This is a genomic window from Actinoplanes sp. G11-F43 (assembly GCF_050589265.1).
In the GTDB taxonomy this organism is placed as follows: domain Bacteria; phylum Actinomycetota; class Actinomycetes; order Mycobacteriales; family Micromonosporaceae; genus Actinoplanes.
Map to the genome: position 1 here is coordinate 204058 of NZ_JBNZCE010000004.1, position 26160 is coordinate 230217.

The following is a 26160-nucleotide window of genomic DNA, read 5'->3' on the forward strand; positions in this document are numbered from 1 at the left end:
GCGCCGGAGTCGGTTGTCACCCACCGGTCACGGAGCGAAGGAGAACCATCAGTGGCCGCGACACCCCTTCTGGAACTGCGCGGGATCGACAAGAGTTTCGGTCCGGTCCAGGTCCTGCACGACGTCGGCCTGAGCGTCTATCCGGGCGAGGTCACCGCGCTCGTCGGTGACAACGGCGCCGGCAAGTCCACGCTGGTCAAATGCATCAGCGGCATCTACACGTACGACGCGGGCACGGTCACCTTCGAAGGCCGGCCGGTCACCATCGGCACCCCCCGTGACGCCGCCGCCCTGGGGATCGAGGTCGTCTACCAGGACCTCGCGCTCTGCGACAACCTGGACATCGTCCAGAACATGTTCCTGGGCCGGGAGAAGAAGCGGGGCGTGGTCCTCGACGAGGCGACCATGGAGGAGATGGCCGGCGAGACGCTGCGGAGCCTCTCCGTGCGTACCGTCAAGTCGCTCCGGCAGTTGGTCTCCAGCCTCTCCGGCGGCCAGCGGCAGACCGTGGCCATCGCCAAGGCCGTGCTCTGGAACAGCAAGGTCGTCATCCTGGACGAGCCGACCGCCGCCCTCGGTGTCGCGCAGACCGCCCAGGTGCTGGAGCTGGTCCGGCGGCTGGCCGACAACGGCCTCGGCGTGGTGCTGATCTCGCACAACATGAACGACGTCTTCGCGGTCTCGGACCGGATCGCGGCGCTGTATCTGGGCCGGATGGCCGCCCAGGTCAAGGCCGCCGACCTGACCCACTCCCAGGTCGTCGAGCTGATCACCGGGGGCCGTAGCGGGAACCTCGGCCTGCCCCCGGAACGGCCCTCCGACTTCATCGACATCACGCCGGGAGAGGTCAAGTGACCACCACAATGAAGACGGCCGGTGGCATCCAGGCCGTCAAACCCACGGTCGGCAGCCACTTCCGGGACTACTGGGCCCGGGTTCGCGGTGGTGACCTCGGCACCCTCCCGGCCGTACTCGGGCTGCTGGTCCTGATCCTGATCTTCGGCACCGCCCGCAGCGAGACCTTTCTCAGCGCGCTGAACTTCGCGAACCTGTTCAACCAGAGCGCCCAGATCGTCTTCATCGCCATGGGCCTGGTCTTCGTGCTGCTGCTCGGCGAGATCGACCTGTCCGCCGGTTTCGCCAGCGGCGTGTGCGGCGCGGTGATGGCGATCCTGCTGACCAACCACGGCCTGCCCTGGGCGGTGGCGATCCCCGCGGCGATGGCCACCGGCGTCGTCATCGGCATCGCGCTCGGCCTGCTGGTGGCCAAGCTCGGCATCCCGTCGTTCGTGGTGACGCTGGCCGCCTTTCTCGGCTTCCAGGGTGTCCTGCTGACCCTGCTCGAGGGCGGCAAGAACATCTCGATCAACGACGAGTTCGTGAAGTCGCTGAACAACGGCACCCTGTCGGTGCGCGACAGCTGGATCCTGGCCGTGGTCGGGGTGGCCGGTTTCGGTCTGGCCCAGTTCCTGCGCTGGCGGGGGCGGGTGTCCCGGGGCCTGATCGCCGAGCCGATCGGCATCGTGCTGGCCCGGGTGGCCGGCGTCGCGGTGCTGGCGTTCGCGGCGACCTACGTGCTCACCCAGGAGCGGGCGGTCAACGTGTTGATCACCTCGCTGAAGGGCACCCCGATCGTGGTGCCGGTGATCCTGGCGTTCCTGGTGGTCTGGACCTTCGTGCTGAACCGCACCACCTACGGCCGGCACGTCTACGCGGTCGGTGGCAACGCCGAGGCGGCCCGGCGTGCCGGCATCCCGGTGGACCGGATCCGCATCTCGGTCTTCGCCATCGCCTCGTTCATGGCCTCGATCGGTGGAATCCTCGTCGTCAGCCGACAGAGCTCTGTCGATCCCAACACCGGCGGCAGTAACATCCTGCTCTATTCGGTCGGCGCCGCGGTCATCGGCGGGACCAGCCTGTTCGGCGGCAAGGGCAAGATCATTTACGCGGTCATCGGTGGTGCGGTGATCATCGTCATCGAGAACGGTATGACCCTCTTGGGCCTCAACTCCGGCGTCAAATTCATCTTCACCGGCCTCGTGCTGCTGGCGGCGGCGAGCGTCGACGCGCTGGCCCGGCGCAGAGCAGCGGCATCGGGCGGCTGATGAGGGCGGGGCCGAGCCAGGAGGAGGTACGCCGGCACAACCTCGGGACACTCCTGCGGTACGTGCACGTGAACGGCGCGACCTCCCGGGCCGAACTCACCAACCGGCTCGGCCTCAACCGCAGCACCATCGGGGCACTCACCGCCGACCTGATCGGGGCCGGCCTGGTCAGCGAGGCGGCACCCCGCGAGACCGGCCGGGCCGGGCGGCCATCACTGGTCGTCCGGCCCGAATCCGGACGGGTGTACGCCTACGCGCTCAGCATCGAGGTGGACCGCCTGCGCGCGGCCCGGGTCGGGCTCGGCGGCCGCATCCTGGAACAGTACGAGGCCGAACGCCCACCCGGGATGACCGCCGCCGAGGCGGTCCGCCCACTGGCCCGGTTCGTGGCGACCATGCGCTCCGGGGTGCCCGACGGCGCCCGCTGCGTCGGCAGTGGCGTGGCGGTGGCCGGCATGGTGCGCCGGGAGGACGGCATGGTCCGGCTGGCGCCCACCATCGGCTGGGTCGAGGAGCCGGTCGGCGCCGAACTCCGCTCCGAACTCGGCGGCTTCGGCCAGCTCAGCGTCGGCAACCACGCCGACGTGTGCGCCCTCGCCGAACACGCCCGGGGCGCCGCCGTCGGCTCGGACAACGTCATCCACCTCTACGGCGACGTCGGGGTCGGCGCCGGGATCATCGCCGGGGGACGCCGGATCACCGGGCACGGCGGCTACGGCGGCGAGGTCGGCCACATGGTCGTCAACCCGTACGGCCGCCCGTGCAGCTGCGGCTCGCGCGGCTGCTGGGAGACCGAGATCGGTGAACACGCCCTGCTGCGGCTGGCCGGGCGCGCCGACCGCAGCGGCCGGGACGAGGTGCTGGCCGTGGTGGACGCCGCGATGCGCGGGGACAGCCAGGCCCAGCACGCGTTGCGGCAGGTCGGCGACTGGATCGGCTTCGGCGTCGGCAACCTGGTCAACATCTTCAACCCGGAGGTGGTGATCTTCGGGGGTACGCTGCGCGACGTCTACCTGGGCGCCGCCGCGCAGATCCGCAGCCGCCTCAACGCGATCGGGCTGCCCGCCTGCCGCGAGCACGTCCGGCTGCGCACCCCCGAACTCGGGCCGGACGCCGCCCTGATCGGCGCGGCCGAACTGGCCTTCGACCGGCTGCTCGACGACCCTCTGGTGTCCTAATTAAACGATCATCCGGAGACAGCGCGTAGTCGATGCTTGTTCACGACCGGCCGGGACCAGCGCATCGCCGCAGCTCAGCCGCATTATGTCTACCGTCGTGAATAAGTATCGCCGTGAAAGATCTATGCTGCCGCCCATGCTCCTGGACCCGGCCGCGGCGTACCCGAAAGTCGCCGTTCTGCGTGACGCCCTGGACGCGGGGGACTGGCCGGCCTGCCGGGAGACACTCGACACCGCCGAACCGGTGGAACGCACCTGCCTCACCACCGTCGCCGCGGACACCGAGGGCGTCACCGACTTCCTGCGCGGTGTGCTCTCCGGCGATCCGTCCGACGGGGCGGCCGGGGCGCTGCTGGGCCGCCACCTGGCCGGCGCCGGTGACTTCGTGGGCGCCGAGCGGGTGCTCGTCGACGCCGCCGCCCGCAGCCCCCGCGACCCGGCGATCTGGACCGTCCGGCTGCGCACCGCCCGGAGCCTGCGACTCGGCCCGTCCGAGGCGCGGCGCCGCTACGACCGGCTCGCCGAGATCGACCCGCACCACGTGCCCGGCCAGTCCCAGTTCCTGCGGTACCTGTGCGGGCACGACCCGGCAGCCGCGCACGAATTCGCCCACCAGGCCGCGGACGCCGCCCCGCCCGGCTCGCTCAACCCGGTCCTGGTCGCCGAATACCACCTGGACCGCTACCTGGCCGAGGGCCGCCACCACTTCGACGACACCACCGTCCGCGCCGAACTGACCGAGGCCGCCGACCGCTCGGCCCGGCATCCGGACCACCGCCACACCCACGGGTGGGTGCGGGTGACCAGTACCTTCGCGATGGTGTTCGCTCTCCTCGGCGACCACCCGGCCGCGGCCGGATTCTTCGGGACACTCGGTGACCTGGACTCGGCACAACCGTGGGATCGCCTGGGCGACCCGGCCACGGTGATCGGCAGGTACCGCAAGCGGGCGACGGGAGGCGAGCAGTGATCACGCGACTCGAAGTCGACGGAGTGCCGGCCCTGCTCGCACCCGCGGACGGCCCGATGCACGCCGGCCTGGTCTTCCGGGTCGGCACCGCCGACGAGACACTGCCCCGGCGCGGACTCACCCGACTGGTCGAACACCTGGTCACCGACGAGCCGGGCAGCACCGGAGCGGAACACACCTACTTCCACACCAGAGGTACGCCCGGCGAGATCGCCGACTACCTGAGCACCGTCTGCGCGGCGCTGCGGAACCCGCCCGCCGACCGGATCGCCGAGGTCCGGGACCGGATCGCCCACACCCGGGAACGCGATCCACTGCCGATGTGGCGGTACGGCGCCCGCGCGTACGGCGTCGCCAGCTACCCCGAATGGGCCCTGCCCGGACTCACCGACGAACAGGTCCGGGAATGGATCGCCGGCTACTTCACCCGGGCGAACGCCGCGCTCTGGGTGGCCGGCGACACCATCCCGGACGGCCTGCGCCTCGACCTCCCGGACGGCACCCGGCGGCCCGCGCCCACCTCGGTCACCGTGCTGCCGGCCACCCCGGCCTGGTTCACCGGCCCGGACGGCGCGGTCGGCTGGGACAGCGTGGTACGCCGGGACGCCGCGGCCGCCGTCTTCGCCACCGTCCTGGAACGACGGTTGCAGGACGAACTGTGCGACCGGGCCGCCGTCGCCGACCGGGCCCGCACCGAGTACGAGCCCCGCGCCGACGGCACCGCCCGCGTCCTGGCCACCGTCGAACCCACCACCGGCCGGGCCGACGGCGCGCTCGGCGGACTCGTCGACGTGCTGGCCGCGCTCCGGGCCGGGCGGATCGACCCGGACGAGGTCGGCGCGGTCGTCAAACTCACCGGCGAAGGCCTGCGCGACGCCGAGTGCCGGGGCGCCCGGCTGCCCGGACAGGCGTTCAACCTGCTTGCCGGCCGGCCGGTGCAGACCCTCGACGAGGCACTCGCCGAGGTCCGGGCGGTCACCGCCGACGACGTGGCCGGGGTGGCGGCCGTCGCGTACGGCTCCGGGCTGCTGATGGTCCCCGGCGGTGGTGGAGCCGACTGGGCCGGATACACCGCCGCGCCGACCATGTCGGAGACGGTGCTGGAGGGGCGAACCCACCGCGGCCGGGGTGACCGCAACCTGCGCCTGATCAGCGGCGCGCGGGGGATCAGCGTGGTCGAGGGCGACGTGGTCGGCACCGTCCGCTACGACACCTGCGCCGCCGTGCTGGCCTGGCCGGACGGCGCCCGGCAGCTGATCGGCGAGGACGCGGTGATGGCCCGGGTCGAACCCACCCTCTACCGGGACGCCGAGCAGGTGGTCCGCGACGTCGACGAGTGGATCCCGGCCCGGCTGCGGATCGACATGCCACCCCGCGACCGGGACCGGATCCCGCAACCCCGGCCGGCCACCGACCGGGTGGAGCCGGCGGCGGACAGCCGGCGCCCGCTGATCACCCTGATCGCCGCCGGGATGGCCACCCTGTTCGTGGTGGCCGGCGGTCTCGGCGTGCTCACCATGATGCTCACCCAGCGGCCCGGCGACACCGGTCTGCTGGCCGGTCTGGGCGAATACGGCCTGGTCGCGGCGGCGAGCATCCTCTTCGGAACGTTCGCCGGCCGGATCGCCGTGGACGCCGCCGTGGAACTGCGCCGCCAGCAGGCGGAACGGCGGGCGGCCCGGCCGGACTGAGCACCCGGATCCGGGCTGCCGATTCCATGATCGACGATCTATGCTGCCCGGCATGTTCACAGCCTCCGACGTGGTCTTCGACCGCGCGGCAGTCCACCCCGAGGCGGCCCCGCTGCGCGCCGCCCTCACCGCCCGCGACTGGCCGGGCGCCAAGACCGTGCTCGACGCGGCCGCACCGATGGAGCGGACCGGGCTGATCAGCCTCGCCGCCGACGAGCCGGACATCGAGGACCTCCTGCGCGAGGCGCTGCGCGCCGACCCGGCCGACGGCACCGCGTCCGCGCTGCTCGGCCGGCACCTGATCCACGGTGGCTGGGAGATCCGGACCTCCTACCGGGCGCAGTACGTGAGCCAGGACCAGTTCACCCGGTTCCGCGAATGGCTGTGCCGGGCCGAACAGGTGCTGATCGACGGCGCGCAGCACAACCCCGCCGACCCGGCCATCTGGACCGCCCGGCTGATCTCCGCCCGCGGGCTGGAACTCGGGCTGGCCGAGACCCGCCGCCGGTACGACCGGCTGATCGCCGCCGACCCCGACCACCTGCCCGGCCAGCTCAGCATGGTGCAGAGCCTCTGCCCGAAGTGGAGCGGCACCTGGGAGCTGTTGCACGAGTTCGCCCGCGAGGCGGCGGAAGCGGCACCGCCGGGTGGCGCGCACGGCACCCTCGTCGCGGAGGCGCACATCGAGCATGGACTCGACGAGGTCGGCACGGACCAGAGCAACGCGCACGGGCTGATCACCTACCTGTCGCAGGAGCACGTGCGGGCGGAGATCTACCAGGCCGCGCGACGCTCGATCGGCCACCCCGACTTCTCCGGCGGATACGGCTGGCTCCTCGCCCTGAACATGTTCGCGCTGTGCTTCACGCTGATCGGTGACAAGCCGGCCGCCGCGGCCGCGTTCCAGCAGATGGAAGGGCTGGCCACCAAGGATCCCTGGCACTGGCTGGGCGATGCCGCCACCGAGTTCCGCAAGTCCCGGGACTGGGCGCTGGGCGGTGCCCGATGATCACCGAACTCGAGACCGGTGGCATCCCGGTGCTGCTCGCGCCGTCCACCGGGCCGATGCACGCCGGGCTGGTCTTCCGGGTCGGCACGGTGGACGAGCCGCTGTCCCGACGGGGCATCACCCACCTGGTCGAGCACCTGGCCCTGCACTCGATCGGGGTGGCCGACCACCACTTCAACGGTGCCACCGGGCCGGAGTTCACCTTCTTCCACATGCGCGGCGCGGAGACCGACGTCGTCGGATTCCTCAACGGGGTCTGTGCCGCTCTGCGGGATCTGCCGATGCAGCGCCTCGCGGTGGAGAAGGAGATCCTGCGCACCGAGGAGAACAGCCGTGGCGACGGGGCCGGCGAGGTGCTGGCGCTCTGGCGGCACGGCGCCGTCGGGTACGGGGCCGGCACCTACCCGGAGTGGGGCCTGCGCGGGATCACCGCCGACGACCTGCGGGGCTGGACCGCCCGCTATTTCAACCGACAGAACGCCGCCCTGTGGATCACCGGATCCGAGGTGCCCGCCGGACTGGACCTGGACCTGCCGGACGGCGACCGGCAGCCGGTCCCGGCCCCGTCCTCGGCGCTCCCGGTCCGCCCGGCCTGGTTCCCCGGCCACTCCAACATCGTCGCGTGGGACGCGGTGGTCCCACGTGGGGCGGCGGCCACCGTCTTCGCCGGAGTGCTGGAACGTGTGCTGTTCCGTTCGCTGCGCCAGGAGAGCGGCCTGTCGTACACGGTCAAGAGCGACTGTTCGACGCGTGCCGACGGCACCACGGTGGTCACCGCGCTCGCCGACGCGCTGCCGGAGAAGCAGGGCGCCGTCCTCGGCGCGTTCGTCGACGTGCTGGCCGGGATGCGGCTCGGCCTGGTCGACGAAGCGGACGTCACCGCCGTCGTCAACCGGCGGGCCGCCGAGGTGATCGAGGCCGCGGAGAACGGCGGCCGGTTGCCCGGGCAGGTGTTCAGCCTGCTCACCGGGCAGCCGGTGCAGAAGAGCGACGACGAGTTCCTGGCCGGGCTGCGGGCGGTCAGCCGGGCGGACGTGGTGGCGATCGCCGCGGCGGCCACCGCGGACGGCCTCCTGATGACCCCGGGCCGGCATCGTGCCGACTGGGCCGGATTCACCGCTGCCCCGACCCGCTCGACCGACGTCGTCTCGGGGAAGTCGCACCAGCAGTTGGGTCACCGGTCGGTGGACGAGCCGAAGGTGCTCCTGACCATCGGCGCGGACGGGGTGACCATCGGCACGGACGACGACCCGGCCACCGTCCGATTCGACCAGTGCGTGTTGCTGCTGGCCTGGCCGGACGGTGCACGGCGGCTGATCGGCCCGGACGCCATCCAGGTGCACTTCGAACCCACCCTCTTCCGGAACGGGACGGCGATCACGGCGGAGATCGACGCCGGATTGGATCCCGCGTTGCGAGTCGTGATGCCGGTCCGGAACCCGGAGTCCGTGCCGGTTCCGAGGAAGGCGCCACCCCCACCGAGCCTGGGCGCGCGGGCCCGCTGGATCGCCCGGAACGGGCGCCTCGTCTACTCCCTGATCTTCAACGCGGTGATGACACTGGTGGTCGGAGTCTTGGCGATCGCCGGTACGGTCGCGCTGTTCAGAGACGGTGAATTCGCCTTCGGGCTGGGTGCCGGGGCGGTCTTCCTCGGGTTGGCCGGGGTGTTCGGTTTGTCCCTGCGCAACACGATCCGGGAGATTCGGAGGAGCTGAACGGTCCGCCCGCGAGGGAGGATGGCCGGGTGAATCCTTCGATACGGGCCGGGCTGTCCGGGGTGGCCGCGGCCGGGGCCGCTCTCGGGGTGGCCGAAGTCGTCGCGGCGGTGACCGGGACACGGTCGTCGCCGCTGGTGGCGGTGGCCGGGGTGGTGGTGGATCACGTGCCGGCCGTGGTCAAGGACTTCGGGATCGCCGTCTTCGGGGTGCACGACAAGACGGCTCTGCTGGCCGGGACGGTGGTGCTGCTCGCCGCCTACGCCTTCGGGGTGGGGGTGCTGGCCCGGCGGTGGTGGCCGGTCGCGGTCGGTGGGGTGGCGCTGTTCGGGCTGGCCGGGGCGGCGGCCGCGGTGACCCGGCCGGATGCGGGGGTGGTGGCCGCGATCCCGTCACTGGGTGGCGCGGTGGTGGCCGTCCTGGTGCTGTGGCACCTGACAAGAGTGGCGGCGGCGGTGACCACCGCATCCGGCCCGGAAGCGGTGGACGGTCCGGTGCGCGGCGGACCTGATGAGCCCGGGGCGGGACGCCCCGGTGCGGTCGGTGACCCGCGAACCCCGTACGACATCGAAAGGGATCGTCGTCGTTTTCTCCGTGATCTGGGGATCGTCGCGGCGGTGTCGGCGGCCTCGGGTTTCGGTGGGCGGCTGCTGACCTCGCGGCGCGCGGTGACCGCGGCCCGGGACGGCGTCGTGCTGCCGGCGCCGGTGGAGCCCGCCCCGGCGCTGCCGCCCGGCGTACAGACGGACGGGGCGGTCTCCTGGGTGACCTCCAACCGGGAGTTCTACCGGATCGATACCGCCATCGTCACCCCACAGGTGGACCCCGCCTCCTGGGAACTTCGCATCCACGGAATGGTGCGCAACCCGATCACGGTCACCTGGGCGGATCTGCTGCGGCTGCCGATGATCGAACGGCACCTGACGATCGCCTGCGTTTCGAACGAGGTCGGTGGTGATCTGGTCGGCAACGCGCTCTGGCTGGGCACGCCGATCAAGGCGCTCATCGATCAGGCCGATCCGCTGCCGGGGGCCGATCAGGCGGTGCAGCGGTCGGCGGACGGCTGGACCTGCGGCACCCCGACGGCGGTGCTGCGGGACGGCCGGGACGCGCTGCTCGCGGTCGGGATGAACGGTGTGCCGCTGCCGGTCGAGCACGGATTCCCGGTCCGGATGATCGTTCCCGGGCTGTACGGCTACGTCTCCGCCTGTAAATGGATCACCGAGATCGAGCTGACCCGGTTCGCCGACTTCGACGCCTACTGGGTGCCCCGGGGCTGGTCGGCACAGGCGCCGGTGAAGACGCAGGCCCGGATCGACACCCCGCGGGCGGGTGCGGTGCGCCCGGCCGGCACGGTCACGGTCGCCGGAGTCGCATGGGCGACACATCGGGGGATCGCCAAGGTCGAGGTGCAGGTCGACGAGGGGCCGTGGCAGGAGGCGTCACTCGCCCCGGAGGTCTCCGCGGACACCTGGCGGCAGTGGAGTCTGACCTGGCCCGCCTCGGCCGGTCGGCACACCCTGAGGGTCCGTGCGACCGATCTCGACGGGGTGACACAGACCCCACGGGAGGCGCCGCCGGCACCGGACGGGGCGACCGGATGGCATCAGGTCAGCATCGAGATCGAATAGGGGGAAGCCGCACTTCCGGTCCGACTCGGGAAAGCAAGTCGCTCATACGGTGGCTTGCATGTCCACCAATGCGGTTGAAGAACCGCTGAACCACTCGACACGGCCCTCCGGGGAGGACCGTGTCGGAAGCCGTGTGGTGATGCCGCGCGCCGGCCGGCGTCAGGCCGCTGGGGCCTGCCGCTGCGCGGGCACCGCCGACTTGTGGGGCCGGCCGAGGCGTGCCTCGAGCCGTAGCAGGTCGACGCGTCCGTGACGATCGGCAAGGTCTTCCCAGCCGACCGCGAGCAGCCGCAGCCGCTCCGATTCGCTGAAACCTCCCCAGACCCCGTACGGCTCGCGAACCGCGAGAGCGTGTGCGGCACACTCCGCCCGGACCGGGCAGGCACCGCACATGGTCTTGGCCTTGACCTCACGGCGATTGCGGGACGACCCGCGCTCACCGTCGGGGTGGAAGAACTGCGCGCTGTCCCGGCCACGGCAGAGACCGAGTCGCTGCCAATCCCAGATATCGGCGATGGGACCGGGCAGCCTGCGAACGTTCGACATCTACACCCTCCTCCTGCGCGGCACCGCGGAGCGTTCGTCGTGAGGGGCCTGGCAAAGGCCTGCCGCCGGTTTACCCCGGCAGCACGCGGCTCACACGTAACAGGTCGATGTCTTCGCGAGCGGTATGGCAAAGGGGTGGCAAGTCATACCTTTCTTTCCCGTTTTTTCCATCTAAAGCGCGTAATGCTGCGGCCCTCGCGTGATCTCCTCTGAGAGAGAAGGAGGATCACTGTGCGTACCGTCCTCGTGTGCGTCCGAACCCCGCTGGCGGCCCAGACCGTCGCGTCCACCGCGGCCCGGCTCGGGATGACCGGCGTCGTAAGGACCGCGGTCAGCGAGACCGAGGCCATGATCCGACTGGCGGAACGGCCCGCCGAAGTGGTCCTGGCCGACACCGCCGTGACCCGGCCCGACAGCGTCGGCTTCACCCGGCGCGTACTAGCCCGTGCACCTCAGGCGCAGGTGGTGCTCTTCGGTGCGGAAGACCCCCGGGTGGCCGCGGCAGCCGTCGCCGCCGGTGCCCGCGGCGTCATCCGTGGCGTCGAACACGACCTGGTCAGCGTCGTGGCGAAGGCGCTGCTCCTGCTGCTGTTGCCGGTGCGCCCGCAGGGCATGCCGATCAACGGCGCCAACGCGCAGCCGGCCACCGTGGCCGGTGGCGTCCGGAACACCAACTCGCCCGGAGCCCGGGGGCAGTACCAGCAGGGCCCCGGCGGCATCGGCGTGCACAACGCGGCGGCGGTCCCGGCGATGCTGGGCCCGAACGCGCCGATGGTCCCGGCACAGCGCGGCGACGCTCCGATCGATCCGGCCACCGGCCGGCCGATGGTGGCGTGGCCGGGCAACGAGATGGGCGAGGCGGCCCCGACCGGGCGGCGGCTCACCCTCACCGAACGTGAACTCCAGGTGTTGCGCGGGATGGCCGACGGCAAGAGCAACGCCGAGATCGGCCGGGAGCTCTTCGTCTCCGAGGACACCGTGAAAACCCACGCGAGGCGGTTGTTCCGCAAGCTCGGCGCGCGCGACCGGGCACACGCGGTGGCGGCGGGCTTCAGAGCGGGGCTTGTCGCTTAACCAGCGGCGGGGTGGGTGGTGAAAACCATCCACCCCAATTTTTTGTACGAACACCGTAAAGCGGGCGTGGCTACCCCGCGAGGTGGTCCCTTCCCAAGATCAAGACGCGGCCGCCGGGCTTATGCGGGCTCGTCGTCACTTCCTTCCGTCAAGGTGTCGTGGACGCCGTCGGCATAACCACGCGCGTACTCCCACGTCACGTAGTGGTCCGGGTCCGGGTCGTAGGCCGGCTCGTGCACCCGTGGCCGCCCGCTGCTCAGCAGGTGCCGCAGGTTGCCCCGGAGCAGGTCCCAGTCGAAATAGTGCGGCTCGTGGCAGTCCTCACACTCGATCACCAGCCCGCGGATGCCCGTCGGACTCAGCAGCGCCTGATAGATCTCCAGGTCGGAGAGGTCTTCCAGGACGTCCTGCCGCTCGTCCTCGGTCAGCGGTTCGGACTCGGCGTCCTCGTTGAGGTCGTCGAGTCCGGCGGCCGGGTCGGTCGGGTCGCCGTTGAACGGGTCGATCGGCTCATCTTGCACCCCCATACCGTACTCACCTCTCCCGCAAGTGTGCTGGCCCGCACGTTCTGTCCGCCGCCCGGGTGGCCGTCGCGTGATGGGTAGGATGATGGACTCCGCCTCTTCTCTAGGGATGATTTGTGGAAACTGACAGCGCTCGCACCGTTCCCCTCGGCCTCACCTTCGACGACGTGCTGCTGCAGCCCGGCGAGTCGGACGTGGTGCCCAGCCGGGTCAACACGGTCACGCGACTGACCCGCAACGTCGAGCTCTCCATCCCGCTGCTGTCCGCGGGCATGGACACCGTCACCGAGGCCCGGATGGCGATCGCCATGGCCCGGCAGGGCGGCATCGGCGTGCTGCACCGCAATCTCTCCGTGGAGGACCAGGCGGCCCAGGTCGACCTGGTGAAGCGCTCCGAGTCCGGCATGATCACCAACCCGGTCACCTGCGGGCCGGACGACACCCTGCATCAGGTCGACGCGCTCTGCGCGCGGTACCGGATCTCCGGCGCCCCGGTCGTCGACGCCGAGGGTGTGCTGGTCGGCATCGTCACCAACCGGGACATGCGGTTCGTCAGCGACTTCGACGCCAAGGTCCGCGACGTGATGACGAAGGCGCCGCTGATCACCGCCCCGGTCGGGGTCTCCAAGGACGAGGCGCTGGTCCTGCTCAGTCGGCACAAGGTGGAGAAGCTGCCGCTGGTCGACGAGGCCGGCCACCTGCGCGGGCTGATCACGGTGAAGGACTTCACCAAGTCCGAGCAGTACCCGAACGCCGCGAAGGACCCGCAGGGCCGGTTGCGGGTGGCCGCCGCGGTGGGTGTCGGCGACGACTCCTACAAGCGGGCCCGCGCCCTGGTCGACGCCGGGGTGGACGTGGTCATCGTGGACACCGCGCACGGTCACCAGCGGGCCGTGCTGGAGATGGTCGCCCGGCTGAAGAAGGACGTCACGATCGACATCGTGGGCGGCAACATCGCCACCTACGCCGGCGCCAAGGCGCTGGTCGAGGCGGGCGCCGACGCGGTCAAGGTCGGTGTCGGGCCGGGCGCGATCTGCACCACCCGGATCGTCGCGGGCGTGGGCGTGCCGCAGATCACCGCGATCATGGAGGCCAGCCGGGCGTGCGCCCCGGCCGGTGTGCCGGTGATCGGCGACGGCGGCATCCAGTACAGCGGCGACATCGCCAAGGCGATCGTGGCCGGCGCCAGCACGGTGATGCTGGGCAGCCTGCTGGCCGGTTCCGAGGAGAGCCCCGGCGAGCTGATCTTCGCCAACGGCAAGCAGTACAAGTCGTACCGTGGCATGGGCTCGCTGGGTGCCATGCAGTCGCGCGGTCAGGCCAAGTCGTACTCCAAGGACCGGTATTTCCAGCAGGATGTGAACGAGGACAAGCTGGTCCCGGAGGGCGTCGAGGGTCAGGTGCCCTATCGTGGTCCTCTGTCCAGGGTGGCGCACCAGCTCATCGGCGGGCTGCGCGCCTCCATGGGCTACGTGGGCGCGGAGACCATCCCCGACCTGCAGGAGCGGGGACAGCTCATCCGGATCACCGCGGCGGGTCTCAAGGAGAGCCACCCGCATGACATCCAGATGACGGTCGAAGCTCCTAATTACCACTCTCGCTAGACAAGGGCGCCCCAGACATGCGTGACGTAGTGGAGATCGGCCTCGGCAAGACCGCCCAGCGCGGCTACCACCTGGACGACATCGCCATCGTTCCGAGCCGTCGCACCCGCGACGTGGACGACGTGTCGACCGAGTGGAAGCTCGACGCGTACCCCTTCAAGATCCCCTGTGTCGCGCACCCGTCGGACGCCACCCAGAGCCCCGAGTCGGTGATCGCCCTGGGCCGCCTCGGTGGCCTGGGGATACTGAACGCGGAGGGGCTCTGGACCCGCTACGAGGACCCCACCAAGATCCTCGAAGAGCTGGCCTCGCTGGACGAGGACGCCGACGCCACCAAGCGTCTCCAGGAGGTCTACGCCGAGCCGATCAAGCCGGAGCTGATCGCCGAGCGGGTCCGCCAGATCCGCGCGTCCGGCGTGACCACAGCGGTCCGGGTGTCGCCGCAGCACACCCTGGCGCTCGCCCCGGTGGTGCTCGACGCCGGTGTGGACCTGCTGGTCATCCAGGGCACCCTGGTCTCGGCGGAGCACGTGTCCACCACGGACGAGCCGCTGAACCTCAAGGAGTTCATCGCCGACCTGGACCTGCCGGTGATCGTCGGCGGCTGCACCGACTACAAGACGGCCCTGCACCTGATGCGCACCGGCGCGGCCGGCGTGATCGTCGGGGTCGGCGCCGACGAGTGGTCCACCACCGACACCGTCCTCGGCATCCGGGTGCCGATGGCCACCGCGATCGCCGACGCCGCGGCCGCCCGCCGTGACTACCTGGACGAGACCGGTGGCCGCTACGTGCACCTGATCGCCGACGGCGGCATCGCCACCTCCGGGGACATCGCCAAGGCGATCGCCTGCGGCGCCGACGCGGTGATGCTCGGCGAGCCGCTGTCGCTGGCCGAGGGCGCGCCCGCGGGCGGCGCCTGGTGGCATTCGGCGGCGTCGCACCCGGCCCTGCCGCGTGGTGGCTTCTGCATCGCCGGTGAGCCGGACGGCACCCTGGAAGAGGTGCTGTACGGCCCGGCGAACAGCGCGAACGGCCAGCTCAACCTGTTCGGTGGCCTGAAGCGCGCGATGGCCAAGTGCGGCTACCGTGACGTCAAGGAGTTCCAGAAGGTCTCGCTGGTCCTCGACCACTGACCCACTTCCAGCGTGGTGACAAGCGGTGCGCTCCGCGCCGCAAGTCACCACGCTGCTCTGTGTGCCGCAACGCGGTCCGTTTCGGACCGCAACGCGGCACGCGGTCTCGGTTGTGCCGCGACGCGGTCCGAAACGGACCGGAGTGCGGCACGCGGTCTCGGTTGTGCCGCAACGCGGTTCGTTTCGGGCCGGAGTGTGGCACGCGGTCTCGGTTGTGCCGCAACGCGGTCCGAAACGGACCGGAGTGTGGCACGTGGTTTTGGGTGTGCCGCGGCGCGGTTCGGATCGGACCGCAGTGCGGCACGCGGGTTTGGGGGGCCGCATTTGCCCGGCGGGCGCCGGGCGGTCCGGTGTGCCGCCTGCGTCGCGGGGACGAGGCGGTGGCGTTTTCTGGTGGAACGTACTAAATCTTCGGTCTTGACGTGCCGTTGAGCCACGCCTCGAAGAAGCCGTCCAGGGACCGTCCGGCGGCGGTGTTCGCGGCGGTGATGAACTGCGCGGTGGTCACGTTGCCGTCCCGGTGCTCGGCGGTCCAGCCCTTGACCAGTTTGAAGAACGCCTCGTCGCCGATCTCCTTGCGCAGCGCGTGCACGGTCATGCCGCCGCGCTGGTAGACGGCCTCGCCGAAGAGCCGTCGCGGGGTCGGGTCGCCGGGCGGCTCGGACCAGTTGAAGGCGCGGTACCGCTCGTCGAAGATCTCCTGCGCGGTCTGTTCGCCGGAGTGTTCGGACCAGAGCCACTCGGCGTAGGTGGCGAAACCCTCGTTGAGCCAGATGTCCTGCCAGCGGGTCAGCGCCACGCTGTCGCCGAACCACTGATGGGCGAGTTCGTGCGCGACCACCCCGGTGTTCTCCCCGCCCAGGAAGAACGTGTTGCCGTAGACCGGCCGGGACTGGGTCTCCAGCGCGTAGCGGATCCGCTCGTCGTCGACCACCACACCACCGTTGGCGGCGAACGGGTACGGCCCGAACTGGGTCTCCAGGAAGTCGGTGATCTCGCCGGTGCGGGCCAGGGATTTCGCCGCGGGCCCGTCCTCGGGCATCGACTCGGGGACCGCGGTGACCATCGGGCGGCCGCCGTGGGTGCCACTGGTGATCCGGTACTGACCGATCACGACGGTGGACAGGTAGCTGGCCATCGGCGAGGTCTCCGACCAGCGCCAGGTCGTGCGGCCGCCGCTGGTCTCGTGCGCGCCCGGCACGCCGTTGCTGAGCACCTCGACCCCCTCCGGCACGCTCATCGCCAGCGTGAAGGTGGCCTTGTCGGACGGGTGGTCGTTGACCGGGAACCAGGTGCTGGCCGACTCCGGCTGACCGAGAGCGATCGCGCCGGCCGTGCCGGAGCTGAGCCAGCCGGAGGTGCCGAGCGTGTCGTTCTCGGTCGGGCCGGGTTTGCCGCCGTAGGTCACCACCACGGTGAACGGGCGCCCGTTGACGATCCCGGTGGTCGGGGTGATCACCAGCTCGGCTCCCTCGGCCTTCGACGTCGCGGCGGCGCCGTCCACGGTCACCGCTGAGGCGGTCAGGCCGGCCAGGTCCAGATTGAACCGGGACAGGTCCTGGGTGGCGGTGGCGGTGATGGTGGCGGTGCCGGACAGCTCGTTCGACGACGGCTCGTAGTCGAGGTCGAGGTCGTAGCCGGCCACGTCGTAGCCGCCGTTGCCGTACTTCGGATAGTACGGATCACCGGCCCCGTCGGCGCCGGCCGAGAACACCGGCGCCGGTTTCGGCTGCTCCTCGGGTGTCGAACACCCGGCCAGCATCAACAGCAGAACCAGCCAGCCAGCCCGTCGACTCATGCCCCGAGGTTACTTGTCGACCAGTTTGGGGTGGTCGGCGAGATACTTCACGTGGGTGCCCGCGGCGACCGCCTTGATGAAGCCCTCGCCCTCCGATTTGAGCTGTTCGCCCAGGTAGCGGCCGCCGCTGGTGACCCCGTCGCCGGGCAGGCCGACGGTGGTGATGCCGTCCGGGGTCAGGTCCCGGAGGGCGTACGCGTACTCGAACGGTGTACGCCCGCCGACGTAGACGAGGGTGTCCCCGAGCGTGTTGATCACCGCGCCGAGCTTGACCGGGTCGGACATGTCCTGCGCCAGCGCCTTGTCCAGGATCGCCTCGACCAGCTGCCGGTGGTGGCGCTGCCGGTCGTAGTCACCGTTCGGCAGGCCGTACCGCTGGCGCGCGTAGTCGATCGCCTGCCAGCCCTCCAGGTGCCGCTCGCCGGGCTGGTAGGTGGCCTGCGGCCCGATGTAGTTCCCGCCGGAGAGGGTCCGCATCGAGCCGTCCGGTTTGCGGTGCCGGGACTTGACGGTCCGGTCCACCGTGATGTCGATCCCACCGAGCTGATCGACCAATTTGTCCAAACCGCCGAAATTGAGAATTGCGCCGCCCTGGAATGTCTTGATCCCGGTATACGCACTGAGAGTTTTCGTGAGCAGTTCGTAACCCTGCTGCACGTCCTTCTTCTGCGATCCGGGAATCGCGGCGCCCCGGCTCATCGCCTCAGTGATCTTGTGGCGGCCGCCCTTGAAGCCGGCCGGCTTGTGCGCGGGCATCTCCACCCGGAGGTCGCGGGGCAGCGAGTAGAGGTACGCCGACTTCAGATCGGCCTCCACGTGCAGCAGCATGATCGTGTCCGCGTGCGGTGGGTAACCGGGGATGCTCACCCGGGTGTCCACGCCGACCAGCACCAGGTCAAGTGGCCCTTTGATGTCCGCGCCGGGCGGCGGTGCGGGCGACTGGCTGGGTGTGACGTCGATCGCCGGAGCGGCGCTCGCCGGGGCGCTCGCGGGCTCACCGGAACCTCGGCTGACCGCCACGGCCACCCCCACACCGGCCACCAGGGCCAGCGCTGTTCCGCCGACGATCGACCAAGTGATCTTGCTGTTCCGCATAGCGGAACAGTAAATGACATCGTGTCCACCCTCAATGGCCCGGCAGATCTCGATCAATGCCCGGGTCTATTGCCAGATTTAAGATCGCCGGTACGCTGTCCCGGCGATTCACCGGTCCGCGGTGCGTCGCTCCACGGGGAGGCATGTCCAAGAATGAAATCCCTCCATCGACGGATCGTCGTTGGTCTGTCCGCCACCGCTCTCCTGGCCGGAGGTGGTGTCGCGGCGGTCTCGGCGAACGCCTCGGTGATCAACGCCGCGAACAAGACGGCGTCACCGGTCCGTCTGCTGGTCGGCCTGCGGGCCGGCGTGGCGGCTGACGCCGAAGTGTCCACTCTGGGCCGGTTCGGACTGTCCGACGCCAGTGCCCTGACGAAGAACCTGCTCAGTGAGATCCGGGCGAAGTCGGTCGAGGTTCCGGCCGACCGCGCCGCGGCTGTCACGGCGGCCCTGAAGCTCGACCCGAACGTCTCGTACGTCCAGGTCGACCCGAAGGTCAAGAAGTTCGACGTGGCGCCGACCGACCCGTTCTACACCGCCGGGCGCCAGCCTGAGCTGGCCCAGCTCAACGTGCCCGCCGCGTGGGACAGCGTGAACAGCGCGAAGATCCGGGTCGCGGTCCTGGACACCGGCGTCAACGCCGTCGGTGACCTGGCCGGCAAGGTCGTGGCCGGCAAGTCGTTCGTGTCGGGCGTCAAGTCCACGTCCGACCCGGAGGGCCACGGCACCATCGTGTCCTCGCTGATCGCGGCCAAGCACAACAGCACCGGCATCGCCGGTGTCTGCGCCCAGTGCGAGATCCTCCCGGTGAAGGTGCTGGGACCGGACGGCGGCTACGACTCCTGGGTCGCCTCGGGGATCATCTGGGCGGTCCGGAACAACGCGAAGATCATCAACATGTCGCTCGGCGGCTCGGAGTGGTCGGCGGTCCTGCGGGACGCCGTCAACTACGCCAACGCCAACGGCGTCCTGGTGGTGGCCGCGGCCGGAAACGACGGCAGCTCCACCAAGAGCTACCCGGCGGCGTACGCCGACGTGCTCGCGGTCGGCGCCACCGACACCCGTACCGGCGGCACCGCCCGGACCAGCTGGTCGAACTACGGCAGCTGGGTCGACGTGGCCGCGCCCGGCATCACGGCGGGCATGAACCACAAGGGCCAGTACTGCTGGGACAGTTCGGCCTCGCCGTGCTGGAACGACGAGTACTGGGAGTACGAGGTGCAGGGCACGTCCTTCTCCTCGCCGCTCGTCGCCGGGGCGGCAGCGCTCCTCGCGTCCAAGAACCCGTCGTGGAAGGGCTGGTCGCTGATGCGGGCGATCACCAACTCCGCGATCCCGAACGGCACCTGGAACCAGTACGGCCGGGTGGACGCGGCCGCCGCGCTCACCATGACCACCGACCGCACCAAGCCGACCGCCACCGGCTTCAGCCCGGCGGCCAACGCGAAGGTGCGCACCGGCGCCACGGTCACCCCGAGCGGGCTGAAGGACAACTGGTCCGGCGTCGGCCGGGTCGACCTGTACGTCAACGGCGCGTGGAACAACGTGGACTACGTCGCCCCGTTCGCGCCGGCGCTGAAGGTGCCCGGTAAGAACGGCAAGATCACCGTCCAGCTCAAGGTGACCGACAAGGCCGGCAACGCCCTCTGGCTGCCCAAGCGCACCCTGGTCGCCGACACCAAGGCGCCCTCGGTGTCGATCACCAAGGCTCCGGCCAACAAGAAGAAGGTCAAGGGCACCGTCAAGGTCTACGCCAAGGCCTCCGACGCGTCCGGCATCAGCAAGGTTCAGCTGCTGGTGAACGGCAAGGTGGTCGCGACCGACACCAAGGCGGCATACGTGCTCAGCTTCAAGGTGTCGAGCCAGAAGAAGACGATGAAGGTCCGGGTCCGGGCGTACGACAAGGCGGGGAACTCCAAGTACACCGCCATCCGTACGTACTACCGAGCCTGACCGATCCGGGGTACTCAGCCGGTGAGTAAACTCGCCGGGTGAGTACCCCGCGTCCCGTGCTCGTCGTCGACTTCGGCGCCCAGTACGCTCAGTTGATCGCCCGCCGGGTCCGCGAGGCCCGTGTCTATTCGGAGATCGTTCCGCACTCGATGCCGGTGGCCGAGATGCTGGCGAAGAACCCCGCCGCGATCATCCTCTCCGGTGGCCCCTCCAGCGTCTACGAGCCGGGTGCGCCCACGCTCGACGCCGGGCTCTTCGACAGCGATGTCCCGGTCTTCGGCATCTGCTACGGCTTCCAGGCGATGGCCCAGGCCCTCGGTGGCACGGTGGCCCACACCGGTTCCCGGGAGTACGGCCGGACCCTGCTCTCCTCCGACGGCGGCACCCTGCTCCGGGACCTGCCCGCCGATCTGCCGGTGTGGATGAGCCACGGCGACAGCGTCTCGATCGCTCCCGCCGGGTTCGCCGTCACCGCCTCCACGCCCGGCGCCCCGGTCGCCGCGTTCGAGGACCTGACCTCGCGCCGGGCCGGTGTGCAGTTCCACCCCGAGGTGGCGCACACCGAGCAGGGGCAGGAGATGCTGAAGCGTTTCCTGTACGACATCGCCGGCCTCGAACCCACCTGGACCCCGAGCAACATCATCGAGGAGCAGGTCGCGCGCATCCGGGAGCAGGTCGGGGACAAGCAGGTCCTCTGCGCCCTGTCCGGCGGGGTTGACTCGGCGGTCGCCGCGGCTCTGGTCCAGAAGGCCATCGGTGACCAGCTGACCTGTGTGTTCGTCGACCACGGTCTGCTGCGGTCGGGTGAGGCGACGCAGGTTGAGAAGGACTACGTCGCCGTGACGCAGGTCCGACTTGTCGTGAAAAATGTGGAAGAACAGTTCCTGGGGCATCTGGCCGGTGTCACCGACCCGGAGCAGAAGCGCAAGATCATCGGGCGGGAGTTCATCCGGACGTTCGAAGAGGCCGCCCGTGAGCTGGACGCCGAGCGGCACATCGAGTTCCTGGTGCAGGGCACGCTCTACCCCGACGTGGTCGAGTCCGGTGGCGGCACCGGCACCGCCAACATCAAGTCGCACCACAACGTCGGCGGTCTGCCCGACGACCTCCAGTTCTCGCTCATCGAGCCGCTGCGCACCCTGTTCAAGGACGAGGTCCGGGCGATCGGCAAGGAGCTGGGCCTGCCCGACGAGATCGTGCAGCGGCACCCGTTCCCCGGCCCCGGCCTGGCGATCCGGATCATCGGCGCGGTCGACCGGGAGCGGCTCGACATCCTGCGCGCCGCCGACCTGATCGCCCGCGAGGAACTGGCCGCCTCCGGACTGGACCGGGAGGTCTGGCAGTTCCCGGTGGTGCTGCTCGCCGACGTGCGCAGCGTGGGTGTGCAGGGCGACGGGCGGACCTACGGGCACCCGATCGTGCTGCGCCCGGTCTCCTCCGAGGACGCCATGACCGCGGACTGGTCCCGGCTGCCGTACGACCTGATCGCCAAGATCTCGAACCGGATCACCAACGAGGTCCGGGAGATCAACAGGGTGGTTCTGGACGTCACGAGCAAGCCGCCGGGCACCATCGAGTGGGAGTGACGGACAGTAGTGGATCAATCGCCCAGGGCGGCGTAACCCGCCCTGAGCTGCGATTACAGGCCGTTATCCTACTGTCAGGAACCCGACAGAAGTTCTGGAGAGGTAACATAATCCGGGCAGAATGCCGCCCGTGACCCCCGCACTGGAACCGCTCCGCAGGATCGCCGCCTACGCCGTCGCCCGTGACGGCGAAGGCCGCGTCCTCCTGGTCCGGGCATCGTCCAAATCCGGCACTCCCGGAGTCTGGTCGCTGCCCGGCGGCGCCGTCGATCACGGCGAAGATCCCAACCACACCGTCGTCCGCGAGACCGCGGCGGAGACCGGGCTCTCCGTCGCCGTCACCGGGCTGCACGACGTCCTCGCCGACATGCGGTCCATGCCGCACCGAGGCGTCACCATCCACACCGACCGGCTGATCTACGCCGTGTCGGTGCGCGGTGGCAACCTGGTCGACCGGGTCGGCCGGCCCACCGACCTGGCCCGATGGCACACCCTGGAAGAGGCCGAGAAACTCAAGCTGCGCCCGTTCACCGCGGCCGCACTCGGACTCTCCGACAACGCCGGCGACCTGCGGCCCGAGGAGGCCCCGGTCTTCCCGTCGTTCTACGCCTACGAGGGGCCGGACGGGCTGCACCGGGCACAGCGGTTCGCGGCGTACGCGATCGCCACCGACCCGTACGACAATCTGCTCCTCACCCGGATCTCCGAGGGCTACCCCGGAGCCGGCTGCTGGCACCTGCCCGGCGGCGGCACCGACTACGGCGAACAGCCCGGCACCGCGCTCATCCGCGAACTCGTCGAGGAGACCGGACAGGAGGGCCACCTCGTCGAACTGCTCGGCGTGGCCAGCCACCGGGACGCCGCCTCACTCGGCCCCGAGGGCTACCCGATCGACTGGCACGGCGTGCGGGCCTTCTACCGGGTCGTGGTGGACAAGCCGACTGAAGTGATCATCCACGATGTCGGCGGCTCCACCTGCGAGGCCCGGTGGATGCCGCTCAAGGAGGTCGCCGAGCTGGCCGGCGAGCAGCTCACCGAGGTGACCGCCGATGCGCTGCGGGCGGCGAAGCTAATCTAGGCGCGGTGAGGATCAGAAGACGGGCCGCCGCGTACGGCGTGTGCCGCTCCGCCGACGGCAGTGTCCTGCTCACCCGGGGTTCGGAGGCCTGCGCCTTCCCCGGGGTGTGGTCACTGCCCGGCGGTGGCATCGACCAGGGCGAGCACCCGGATGACACCGTCGTCCGGGAGTTCGTCGAGGAGACCGGCCTCGACGTGCGGATCACCGGTGTCCGGGCGGTCCTCGCTGACCTGGCCCGGCTGCCCGACGACTCGATCGAGCACACCGACCGCATCATCTACGACGTCGAGGTGACCGGCGGCACGCTGCGGCCCGAAGCCGTCGGCACGAGCGACCTCGTCGAGTGGGTCGCCGACCCGTCGTCGCGCCCGCTGCTGCCGTTCGTGGCCGGCGTCCTCGGCGTCCGGTTCGACACCACCGAGTTCCAGGGCCCCTTCGGTGTCCTCGACCGGGCCGAGAAGGTGCAGCGCTTCGGAGCGTACGCGCTGGCCACCGACCCGGCCGGCCGAATCCTGCTGACCCTGATCGCGGACGGCTACCCGGGTGCCGGGCAGTGGCACCTGGCCGGCGGCGGGACCGACTTCGGCGAGACCCCGGAACGCGCGCTGGCACGGGAACTCCACGAGGAGACGTCGCAGCGGGGCCGGATCACCGGGCTGATCGGCGTCTCGCACCGCTACGACCCGGCCGCCCTCGGACCCGAAGGAGTTCCGATGGACTGGCATGTGATTCGCGTCGTATACCGGGTAACAGTGGAGGACCCGGTCGCCGCGGCGGTCACAGAGTCGGCCGGCGGTTCCACCGCGCAAGCCGCCTGGTTCACCCCCGAGGAAGCCCGCAACCTGCCTCTCACTGAACTGGCGCGGGATGCGCTGGTCCACGCGGGCTAAAATCGGGGACGGAAGGCCGAGGGCCCGTCCCTCGGGCGGCCCCACGTAGTGGCACTTCGGGACCGTCCGCCCTCTCGCCAAGGCCGTCCGGCTGTGCGATGGTGTAGTCCGCAATTTCGCCGGGATCGTTATCCAGGCGGAACAACCGAGCTCCATGGAGGAAGCACGTGCCGAGTACCCCTTGGCGCCGGCGTCGATCGACGGATAGTCCCCGTCCCGCCGGGCGTCGTTGGGCAGGCCGGCTACGCCGCGGCGGGACTCTCGCGCGGCAAGCCCTGATGGTTCGGGTGGGCCGCCGCTCCGCAGAGACCGGACGGGCCGCCACCGCGACCCGCGCCGAGGTGCTGCACGTCGGCTCCGACCCGGTGCGGGCCGTGACGATCCCCGCGCCCGGGGTTCCGGCCGACTCGGTCGTCGACACGGAGCCGGCCGCGGCTTCCATCCCCCTGCTGCCCGGTGAGCACACCATGTCCCGCCGTGCGAGTTTCGCGCTGGTCAACGCCTGCACCCTGTCCAGCCTGGCCCTCGGCCTGCTGGCGATCTTCCTGGCGATGGACGGCCAGGTCCAGCTCGCCGCCGCCTGCCTGGTCGCCTGCGTCGTCTTCGACGGCCTGGACGGCGCGCTGGCCCGCAAGCTGGGTGTCGCCAGCCCGTTCGGCGCGCAGATGGACTCGCTCGCCGACATGTGCTCGTTCGGCCTGGCCGCCCCGGTGGTCGTCTACGCGTCCCTCGCCAGCGAGGTGCCGCAGGCCGCCGCCGCGATCGCCACCGCGCTGGTCGCCGGCTGTGCCGCGATCCGCCTGGCCCGCTTCAACGTCTCACCGAAGGACGGCCGCTTCTTCTGCGGCGTCCCCACCACGATGGCCGCCGCGGTCCTCGCCCTGACGGTGCTGATCGGCCTGCCCCTGCCCGGCATGGTCCAGCTCGCCGGTGTGACGCTGCTCGCTTTCGCGATGGTGTCCAGCTTCCCGTACGCGAAGCTCGCCCGCCTGATGAAACTGCCGCTGTGGCTGTGGCTGCTCCCGATCGTCGGCGCCCTGATCCAGCCCCGCATGACGTTCGTCCTGATCGTCGCGACCTACCTGGCCAGCGGCCCGATCCTATGGATGCGGGCCCGCCGCACCACCGCCTGACCCACACAGCACAAAAGGCCGTCTCCCCGCTGGGAGGCGGCCTTTCGCTGTCGATCGCCGGCCACCGCCTTCGGCCCGGCGGCCGCGAGTCGGCCTCGGGCAGGGAAACGCCGCGGGGTAGCCACGGCGCTTTCCCTACCCGTACAGAATCGGTCAGTTCTTCCAGCGGGCGATGACCGTGGCGCCGCCGACCACCCGCTCGTCGACGCTGACCAGGGCCTCCGCCTTGTCAGCGGGGAGGTAGACGTCGGTGCGGGAGCCGAAGCGGATCAGGCCGTAGCGCTCGCCCTTGGCCAGCAGGGTGCCGACGGGGGCCCGCTGCACGATCCGGCGGGCGATCAGGCCGGTGCGCTGGGCCACCACGACCGTGCCGTGCTCGGTGTCGAGCAGCGTGTACGCGGCGACGTTGTGTTCGGCGGCGGCGGTCGCCGCGTTGGCGTAGCCGCCCTCCTCGACGAAGTAGTCGGCGACCCGGCCGGCCACCGGCGCGCGGTTGACGTGCACGTCGAAAACGGACAGGAAGACGGCGATGCGCAGGAACTCGCCGTCACCGAAGCGCTCGTCGCGCAGCCGCTCGACGGACAGGACCTTGCCGTCGGCGGCGGCGATGATGGCCGACGGGTCGCCGGGGACGTCGCGCTCCGGGTCGCGGAAGAACGCGGCGACCGGTGCGGCGGCGAGCGCGGGCAGCAGCCACAGCTTCGACTTCGGCCGGGCGCGGCGGGCCAGGACGGCCAGGCCGAGCGCGATGCCGGCGGCGGCCACCCCGTTGGAGTCGATGTGCATGCTGCGGGTCAGCGGCACGCTGGACGTCCGGAACGCCGGGGCGAGCGCGGCGGTGGTGGACACCTCGGCGGGGCTGAAGCGCAGCTTGTGCACCCGCAGCGGCGGCTGGTTGCGGACCACCAGGTCGGAGCCGACACCGAAGAGGGCGCCCTGCCGGAACAGCTCGGCGGCGGCGCCCTGGGTGCGGCCGGGGCCGGCCGGAACGGCGATGGAGAGCACGGCGCCGTCGGCCAGATATTTGGAGAGGCGCTCGATCAGGGTGCGGGCCTCGTCGGCGGTGCCGGTCAGGGGCTCGCCCACGATCAGCACGTCGGCGGGCTGGGCCTCGTCGAGGGACTCGACGACCTTCACCCGGTCGGCGACCCAGCTGCCCAGGCCGGTGATGTGCCCACGGAGCAGGTCGCTGCTGCTGTTGACACCCGGCACCAGGGTGAGGGTGTCGCCGGGGAGCAGCGCCTCGACGGCGGCGGCCACCACGGCCGAGGCGTGGTCGGCGCTGACCAGCAGAGCGGACGTCGCCGCGTTCTGCCGGGCGAACTCGGCGGTCAGGGCGCGGGCGGCCCGGGCACCCACGCCGGGGACGGGCGCGACGGAAACACTCGGAAACGCGGTCATCCGTCGAGCATATTGCCCCGCCCACCGGAGTCGTTCCCGTGGG

Annotated in this window: 21 protein-coding genes; 16 read left to right on the forward strand and 5 right to left on the reverse strand. The window is 70.7% G+C overall.

Annotated elements, in window-relative coordinates; genetic code table 11:
• Positions 1-51 precede the first annotated feature (51 nt).
• The 8 genes from ACQ0O7_RS04805 (at position 52) to ACQ0O7_RS04840 (ending at position 10299) form a co-directional block, all read left to right on the forward strand.
• Complete coding sequence (locus tag ACQ0O7_RS04805; RefSeq protein WP_430780504.1) at positions 52-855, forward strand: ATP-binding cassette domain-containing protein; 804 nt, start codon at positions 52-54, stop codon at positions 853-855.
• Positions 852-2105, forward strand: coding sequence for a sugar ABC transporter permease (locus tag ACQ0O7_RS04810; RefSeq protein WP_430780505.1), 1254 nt, complete (start codon positions 852-854; stop codon positions 2103-2105). The genes ACQ0O7_RS04805 and ACQ0O7_RS04810 overlap by 4 nt, the downstream gene beginning before the upstream one ends.
• Positions 2105-3283 (forward strand): ROK family protein, encoded by a 1179-nt coding sequence (locus tag ACQ0O7_RS04815; RefSeq protein WP_430780506.1) that lies wholly within the window; start codon positions 2105-2107, stop codon positions 3281-3283. The genes ACQ0O7_RS04810 and ACQ0O7_RS04815 overlap by 1 nt, the downstream gene beginning before the upstream one ends.
• A 136-nt stretch (positions 3284-3419) precedes the next feature.
• Entirely contained in the window at positions 3420-4253 is an 834-nt protein-coding gene (locus ACQ0O7_RS04820; protein WP_430780507.1) for a tetratricopeptide repeat protein, read from the forward strand.
• The gene (locus ACQ0O7_RS04825) at positions 4250-5944 is read left to right on the forward strand and encodes an insulinase family protein (RefSeq protein ID WP_430780508.1); all 1695 of its coding nucleotides are present in this window, start codon (positions 4250-4252) and stop codon (positions 5942-5944) included. The genes ACQ0O7_RS04820 and ACQ0O7_RS04825 overlap by 4 nt, the downstream gene beginning before the upstream one ends.
• Before the next feature lie 52 nt (positions 5945-5996).
• Positions 5997-6953, forward strand: coding sequence for a hypothetical protein (locus ACQ0O7_RS04830; RefSeq protein ID WP_430780509.1), 957 nt, complete (start codon positions 5997-5999; stop codon positions 6951-6953).
• Positions 6950-8668 (forward strand): M16 family metallopeptidase, encoded by a 1719-nt coding sequence (locus ACQ0O7_RS04835; RefSeq protein ID WP_430780510.1) that lies wholly within the window; start codon positions 6950-6952, stop codon positions 8666-8668. The genes ACQ0O7_RS04830 and ACQ0O7_RS04835 overlap by 4 nt, the downstream gene beginning before the upstream one ends.
• 29 nt (positions 8669-8697) lie before the next feature.
• A complete protein-coding gene (locus tag ACQ0O7_RS04840) occupies positions 8698-10299 on the forward strand; it encodes a molybdopterin-dependent oxidoreductase (RefSeq protein WP_430780511.1) in 1602 nt (533 codons plus the stop codon).
• Positions 10300-10458: 159 nt separating this feature from the next.
• On the opposite strand, the gene ACQ0O7_RS04845 is transcribed toward ACQ0O7_RS04840, so the two are convergent.
• A complete protein-coding gene (locus tag ACQ0O7_RS04845) occupies positions 10459-10845 on the reverse strand; it encodes a WhiB family transcriptional regulator (protein ID WP_430780512.1) in 387 nt (128 codons plus the stop codon).
• Positions 10846-11076: 231 nt separating this feature from the next.
• On the opposite strand from ACQ0O7_RS04845, the gene ACQ0O7_RS04850 reads away from it, so the two are divergent.
• Entirely contained in the window at positions 11077-11919 is an 843-nt protein-coding gene (locus tag ACQ0O7_RS04850; RefSeq protein ID WP_430780513.1) for a response regulator transcription factor, read from the forward strand.
• 119 nt (positions 11920-12038) lie between these two features.
• Here ACQ0O7_RS04850 and ACQ0O7_RS04855 read toward each other — a convergent pair whose 3' ends face one another.
• Positions 12039-12440: a DUF5319 domain-containing protein gene (locus ACQ0O7_RS04855; protein WP_430780514.1), complete on the reverse strand. Its 402-nt coding sequence runs from the start codon at positions 12438-12440 to the stop codon at positions 12039-12041.
• A 119-nt stretch (positions 12441-12559) separates the two neighbouring features.
• Between ACQ0O7_RS04855 and guaB the strand changes: the two genes are divergently transcribed.
• Positions 12560-14047, forward strand: coding sequence for an IMP dehydrogenase (gene guaB / locus ACQ0O7_RS04860; RefSeq protein WP_430780515.1), 1488 nt, complete (start codon positions 12560-12562; stop codon positions 14045-14047).
• A gap of 17 nt (positions 14048-14064) precedes the next feature.
• Positions 14065-15183, forward strand: a complete 1119-nt coding sequence (locus ACQ0O7_RS04865) for a GuaB3 family IMP dehydrogenase-related protein (protein WP_430780516.1) — start codon at positions 14065-14067, stop codon at positions 15181-15183.
• A gap of 403 nt (positions 15184-15586) precedes the next feature.
• On the opposite strand, the gene ACQ0O7_RS04870 is transcribed toward ACQ0O7_RS04865, so the two are convergent.
• Together ACQ0O7_RS04870 and ACQ0O7_RS04875 are read right to left on the reverse strand one after the other, a co-directional pair.
• Positions 15587-16981 (reverse strand): M1 family metallopeptidase, encoded by a 1395-nt coding sequence (locus ACQ0O7_RS04870; protein WP_430780517.1) that lies wholly within the window; start codon positions 16979-16981, stop codon positions 15587-15589.
• 9 nt (positions 16982-16990) lie between these two features.
• Positions 16991-18076, reverse strand: a complete 1086-nt coding sequence (locus tag ACQ0O7_RS04875; protein ID WP_430780518.1) for an LCP family protein — start codon at positions 18074-18076, stop codon at positions 16991-16993.
• Between the two features lie 153 nt (positions 18077-18229).
• Here ACQ0O7_RS04875 and ACQ0O7_RS04880 point away from each other — a divergent pair, with 153 nt between their 5' ends.
• The 5 genes from ACQ0O7_RS04880 (at position 18230) to ACQ0O7_RS04900 (ending at position 24716) form a co-directional block, all read left to right on the forward strand.
• On the forward strand, positions 18230-20029 hold the full coding sequence (locus tag ACQ0O7_RS04880) for a S8 family serine peptidase (RefSeq protein WP_430780519.1): 1800 nt from the start codon (positions 18230-18232) through the stop codon (positions 20027-20029).
• 38 nt (positions 20030-20067) lie between these two features.
• On the forward strand, positions 20068-21615 hold the full coding sequence (gene guaA / locus ACQ0O7_RS04885) for a glutamine-hydrolyzing GMP synthase (protein ID WP_430780520.1): 1548 nt from the start codon (positions 20068-20070) through the stop codon (positions 21613-21615).
• 130 nt (positions 21616-21745) lie between these two features.
• Positions 21746-22693, forward strand: a complete 948-nt coding sequence (locus ACQ0O7_RS04890; protein ID WP_430780521.1) for an NUDIX domain-containing protein — start codon at positions 21746-21748, stop codon at positions 22691-22693.
• Between the two features lie 5 nt (positions 22694-22698).
• Positions 22699-23583: an NUDIX domain-containing protein gene (locus ACQ0O7_RS04895; protein WP_430780522.1), complete on the forward strand. Its 885-nt coding sequence runs from the start codon at positions 22699-22701 to the stop codon at positions 23581-23583.
• Positions 23584-23750: 167 nt separating this feature from the next.
• A complete protein-coding gene (locus tag ACQ0O7_RS04900) occupies positions 23751-24716 on the forward strand; it encodes a CDP-alcohol phosphatidyltransferase family protein (RefSeq protein ID WP_430780523.1) in 966 nt (321 codons plus the stop codon).
• 153 nt (positions 24717-24869) lie between these two features.
• Here the strand turns inward: ACQ0O7_RS04900 and ACQ0O7_RS04905 are convergent, their stop codons facing one another.
• A complete protein-coding gene (locus tag ACQ0O7_RS04905) occupies positions 24870-26117 on the reverse strand; it encodes a phosphatidylserine decarboxylase (RefSeq protein WP_430780524.1) in 1248 nt (415 codons plus the stop codon).
• Positions 26118-26160 lie beyond the last annotated feature (43 nt).